The following is a 3,160-nucleotide window of genomic DNA, read 5'->3' on the forward strand; positions in this document are numbered from 1 at the left end:
CCGGCCAGCAGTTCGGCCGCGGCGCCGTGGGGGTCGCGGCTCGGCGCAACCAGAGCCGCGCCGTTCACGCGGTGCGGGCGGCCGGTTCGGCGGTCGATCAGCGTCACGGCGCACAGCGCCGGGCGGCCATGGGTCAGGGGGTGGGTCGAGGTCATCGGGTCATCCCTTTCAGTTCGGGCCAAGTGCGGCGCTACGATACCTTAATAACGACAGGGATACTCGTGTTTAGCAAAGGAAGAATCACGCCTATTTCGGCCGTGAAAAGAGATGATTATTCTCCGAAACCGCTGGATCGCGGTCGGCTCAGGCGGTCGCGCCGTCCTGCAGCACAGCCTGCGCCACGTCGGGCGTGCCCAGCATGTCGGCCAGGCTGAGGGATTCGATCAAGATAAGATAGGACCAGAACACCTCCGAGAATACGCGACGCAGGCGGCAGCTGGCCTCGTCGGTGCAGTCCTCGCAGCGCTGATAGGCACGCCGCGACAGGCACGGCAGGGGCGCGATCGGCCCGTCGATCAGCCGCAGCAGCTCCGAGATCGACACGTCCTCGGGGCGCTTGATCAGCGTGTACCCCCCCGACCGTCCACGGATCGAGGCCACGACACCGGCATTGCGCACCTCCAGCAGGATCTGCTCCAAGAACCGCTTGGGGGTGCCCGACCGCCTGGCAATGACTTCGATCGTCAGCGGCTCGGGACGCGGGCTGCGCGCCTCGTCGCCCAGAACCAGCAGGGCCTTCAGCGCGTATTTCATCTTTTGCGTGATCATGACCCTGCCCCGGACTGCGTTGCTGTCCACCGGATATAAGGCGGATCGCGCCCTGCGAAAAGAAAAGACGACCTGGCAGCGGGGTTTTTATTGGACATGTCTGCGCCGGGATCACCCGGTCATCGATAATAACGACAAACACGCTAGACTTTATATTCTATTGCGGCATGCTGACGGCGAAAGGAATCGCACGATGACCCAGATCCCTCCCCTGGACCTGATCGACCGCAAGATCGTCGCCACGCTGATGGCAGACGCCACCACGCCCATCGCGCAGATCGCCGACAGGGTGGGCCTGTCCCAGACCCCCTGCTGGAAGCGCATCCAGAAGCTGGAGGCGAACGGCGTGCTGACCGGGCGCGTGGCGCTGGCCGATCCGGCGATGCTGGGATTCGGCCTGACCGTCTTCGTCGGCATCGAGGCGCCAGACCACGGCACGGAATGGCGCGCGGCCTTTGCCCGCGCCATCGACGCCCTGCCCGAGGTCATGGAAGCCTGGCGGATGGCCGGCGACATCGACTATCTGCTGCGCATCGCGGTGCCGGACATGGCCGCCTATGACCGCTTCTACAGGGCGCTGACCGACGCCGTGGCGATCAAGAACGTCACATCGCAATTCGCAATGGAACGGCTGCGCCACACCACCGCCTATCCCGTCAACACCCGCGACCGATAGAACCCTGTTCCCTTTTCGGGGTGATCTTTGGAATCGCAATACACGACCATCCTTGTAGTCTTATGCGAGATAAAGGAGACATCCGATGACCAAGACCCTGATCGTCCCCGGCCTCGACGGCTCTCCTGCGCCGCACTGGCAGGACTGGTGGGCGCGCACCGACCCCAATGCGATGCTGCTGGACATGGGTGACACGGGCCGTCCCGTCCGCGAGGTCTGGGAGGCCACGCTGGCCGTCCACATCATGGCCCATCCCGACAGCATCCTGGTCGGCCATTCGCTTGGCGCGGTGACCATCGCGCATCTGCTGGCCCGCTGGCCGGGGCTGCGGGTGCGGGCCGCGCTGCTGGTCGCGCCTGCCGATCCGGCCACCTCGGACCGCACCCGCGGTTTCGGTGCCCTGCCGCGCGAACGGTTCGACGTGCCCGCGACGCTGGTGGCAAGCCGCAACGACCCGTGGATGGCTTTCGACCACAGCCGACAGCTGGCGGCGCATTGGGGCGCGGACCTGCACGACATCGGCCATGCGGGCCATGTCAATGCGGCATCGGGCTTTGGCCCCTGGCCCGCGGGCAAGGCGCTGCGCGACGACCTGCTGGCGCGCACCGCGCGACCCGGGGTCCTGCGGCGCCTGTTCGGCGCGCGCCCCGCCCCCCTGTCCCTGCCCGCCCGACGGCTGGCCTGACCCCCATCACCGGACCCGAGATTGCCATGTTCGACATCCAGACCGAGGCCTATCTGCGCCGCACCCATCCCCGCGACACCGACCGTCCCGACCGCATCGTCCCCACGCTGGTCGGTGCCAGCCTGGCCCTGTGGACAGGACTGATGATCGCCGCCCTCTAGGACCGCCCCCGCAGCCAAGCGAAGGAGCCCGCCATGAAGACCATCCCCCTGGCCGACACGTCTGCGCCCCATGCGGCCCATCTGCCCCATGTCGTCATCATCGGTGGCGGCGCCAGCGGCGTCCTGTTGGCCGCCCATCTGCTGCGCGACCCGGCCACGCCCCTGCGTGTCACCGTGATCGAGGGGCGGCACATGCTGGGCTGTGGCGTCGCCTACTCGACTATCGATCCGGGCCATCTGCTGAACACCCGCGTCGCCAACATGAGCGCCTTTCCCGACGATCCCGACCATTTCCGCCGCTGGCTGGCCGCGCGCGGAGACGGCGCGACAGGCGCCTGCTTCGTGGGCCGTGCGACCTATGGCGCCTACATGACCGACCTGCTGGCGCCGCTGTCGGCCGACGGACGGCTGCGCTGTATGCGCGCGACATGCATCCGGCTGGTCACCACGCGGGCCAGGGTCGCGGCGCATCTGGACGACGGCCAGGTCGTTCCCGCCGACCGGGCCGTGCTGGCCACCGGCCATGCCCTGCCCGAACCGGACCCGACAGGCCTGGTCCACGGCGCCTGGCAGCAGGCCGACCCCCCGCCCCAGGGCGGGCGCGTGGTCATCATCGGGTCCGGCCTGTCGATGGTGGACCAGGCCATCAGCCTGCTGTCCCACGGCCACCGCGGGGAAATCGTGGCCCTGTCACGTCGCGCCCAGCTGCCGCGCGTCCACGCCACGGGCGCGCCCCTGTCGATCACCCGCGCCGAGGTGCCCCTGGGCGCGCCCGTCAGCTCTGTCCTGTCCTGGCTGCGCGATCTTGCCGCCAGGGCCGAGGCGCAGGGCGGCACCTGGCGCGACGCGGTCGACGGCGCCCGCCCGCAC

At 68.6% G+C, this 3,160-nt stretch carries 5 protein-coding genes; 4 read left to right on the forward strand and 1 reads right to left on the reverse strand.

Going from position 1 to position 3,160, the window contains the following annotated elements:
• Window positions 1-303 precede the first annotated feature (303 nt).
• Entirely contained in the window at window positions 304-768 is a 465-nt protein-coding gene (locus tag FHD68_RS18075; RefSeq protein ID WP_045983366.1) for an RrF2 family transcriptional regulator, read from the reverse strand.
• A gap of 193 nt (window positions 769-961) precedes the next feature.
• Between FHD68_RS18075 and FHD68_RS18080 the strand changes: the two genes are divergently transcribed.
• From FHD68_RS18080 to FHD68_RS18090, 4 genes are all read left to right on the forward strand, one after another.
• Window positions 962-1,444 (forward strand): Lrp/AsnC family transcriptional regulator, encoded by a 483-nt coding sequence (locus FHD68_RS18080; protein WP_164871382.1) that lies wholly within the window; start codon window positions 962-964, stop codon window positions 1,442-1,444.
• Window positions 1,445-1,529: 85 nt separating this feature from the next.
• Window positions 1,530-2,129: an RBBP9/YdeN family alpha/beta hydrolase gene (locus tag FHD68_RS18085; protein ID WP_127897616.1), complete on the forward strand. Its 600-nt coding sequence runs from the start codon at window positions 1,530-1,532 to the stop codon at window positions 2,127-2,129.
• Window positions 2,130-2,155: 26 nt separating this feature from the next.
• On the forward strand, window positions 2,156-2,290 hold the full coding sequence (locus FHD68_RS19770) for a hypothetical protein (RefSeq protein ID WP_256370507.1): 135 nt from the start codon (window positions 2,156-2,158) through the stop codon (window positions 2,288-2,290).
• A 33-nt stretch (window positions 2,291-2,323) separates the two neighbouring features.
• A partial coding sequence (locus FHD68_RS18090) for an FAD/NAD(P)-binding protein (RefSeq protein ID WP_167550437.1) occupies window positions 2,324-3,160 on the forward strand: 837 nt, incomplete at its 3' end.

The sequence above is a fragment of the Paracoccus marcusii genome, from assembly GCF_006151785.1.
GTDB classification, from domain to species: Bacteria; Pseudomonadota; Alphaproteobacteria; order Rhodobacterales; family Rhodobacteraceae; genus Paracoccus; species Paracoccus marcusii.

Coding starts and splice junctions, on each gene's coding strand:
- FHD68_RS18075 (WP_045983366.1), bottom strand. CDS start 768: ATGATCACGCAAAAGATGAAATACGCGCTGAAGGCCCTGCTGGTTCTG.
- FHD68_RS18080 (WP_164871382.1), top strand. CDS start 962: ATGACCCAGATCCCTCCCCTGGACCTGATCGACCGCAAGATCGTCGCC.
- FHD68_RS18085 (WP_127897616.1), top strand. CDS start 1,530: ATGACCAAGACCCTGATCGTCCCCGGCCTCGACGGCTCTCCTGCGCCG.
- FHD68_RS19770 (WP_256370507.1), top strand. CDS start 2,156: ATGTTCGACATCCAGACCGAGGCCTATCTGCGCCGCACCCATCCCCGC.